The organism is Actinomycetota bacterium (genome assembly GCA_005888325.1).
In the GTDB taxonomy this organism is placed as follows: domain Bacteria; phylum Actinomycetota; class Acidimicrobiia; order Acidimicrobiales; family AC-14; genus AC-14.
The window spans coordinates 1-1,303 of sequence record VAWU01000020.1 but is presented as its reverse complement, the minus strand read 5'-3'; the positions used below and the strand labels follow the sequence as shown (position 1 = coordinate 1,303).

The 1,303-nt window shown below is 69.2% G+C and carries 2 protein-coding genes; one reads left to right on the top strand and one right to left on the bottom strand.

The genetic code is table 11. From position 1 onward, the window contains the following. A partial coding sequence (locus E6G06_06110; GenBank protein TML92403.1) for a hypothetical protein occupies nucleotides 1–265 on the bottom strand: 265 nt, incomplete at its 3' end. A gap of 118 nt (nucleotides 266–383) precedes the next feature. Here E6G06_06110 and E6G06_06105 point away from each other — a divergent pair. After that, complete coding sequence (locus tag E6G06_06105) at nucleotides 384–1,046, top strand: response regulator transcription factor (protein ID TML92330.1); 663 nt, start codon at nucleotides 384–386, stop codon at nucleotides 1,044–1,046. Nucleotides 1,047–1,303 lie beyond the last annotated feature (257 nt).

Here is a 1,303-nt window from a genome sequence, read left to right as displayed (position 1 = left end):
TCCTCTCCTGCTCGGCGAGCTCGGGCCGCTCCACGACGTCGACCACCTCCATCTCGTAGCGGCCCGCGAGCTGGTCCTCGCAGAGCCTGTGCAGGTTGGCGACGGCCTGCCACGACCGCGTCGTCTCGCCCGTCACGTAGATGCGAAACGAGTAGCTCGTGATCTCGGACACCAACCGCGCCACCCCTTCCTCCGCTCCTCGCCAGGGACCGAGGGGAACGCCGGGACACGCTAGTGGGACGACTTCACGATCGTCACGGGCCAATTGCTGGGCGCGATTCGGCCGCGCGCCGCGCTACGCTTCGCTCACCAGATCTTTCGGGTTCTCGGCGGAGGGGAAGAAGTCCGGGGCGCGCCGGGCCCAAGCGACCCCTGAGGCTTAGATGGCACAACGGGTGCTGATCGTCGACGATCACCTCGCGTTCGCGGAGTCTGTCGCGATCGCCGTCGACGCGCAGACCGACCTCGAGTGCGTCGGTGCCACGCCGAGCGTCGAAGCGGCGCTGGAGCTCACCGAGGAGCACCCGCCCGACGTGGTCCTGATGGACGTCTACCTTCCCGGCGTCGACGGCATCGAGGGGACGCGGCGCATCAAGGCGCGCAACCCGAACACGCGCATCCTGATCCTGACCGGCCACACCGAGTTGGACATCCTCACGCAGGCGGCCACGGCCGGCGCATCCGGGTTCCTGCCGAAGGAGAGCTCGCTGCAGGAGGTCATCGACGCCATCCGCGTCCCTCTCGACGACAAGATCCTCGTGGAGAGCTCGACCCTCGCCGCCCTGATCGAGCGGCTGCGTGACACGGAGCGTGCCTCCGCCCAGCACGCGCGCGACTCGGCCCGGCTCACCCGCCGGGAGCTCGAGGTGCTCGGCCACATGCGGGAGGGCCTCGACCCGCAGGCGATCGCGCTGCGACTCGGCATCAGCGTCCACACGTGCCGCGGCCACGTGAAGAGCCTCCTGCTCAAGCTCGGCGCCCACAGCCAGCTCGAGGCCGTCGTGATCGCCGCCCGCCACGGTCTCTTGCCCGACCTCTCCGGCTGACGCCACGCGCGCTGCCGCGTCCTCGCCTGCCTGAGACCGGGCTCGCCCGCGCCCCGTTTGGGCGGGGCTTCGGCGTGCTCAAGGCGGTGGTCCGAGGTGTCGAGAGTCCCCTGGACAAAACGACACCGGGCACATCCCGGTGACACATCGCTCTCTGCCAAGCCCCCGCAAGAGGAGTGTGCACAAGCAACGTCGACACCTGAAAGGTTGTGATCCATGCACCTCTCTGGCACTGCCAAGCGCGCGATCGCGGTGCT

Coding starts and splice junctions, on each gene's coding strand:
- E6G06_06105 (TML92330.1), top strand. CDS start 384: ATGGCACAACGGGTGCTGATCGTCGACGATCACCTCGCGTTCGCGGAG.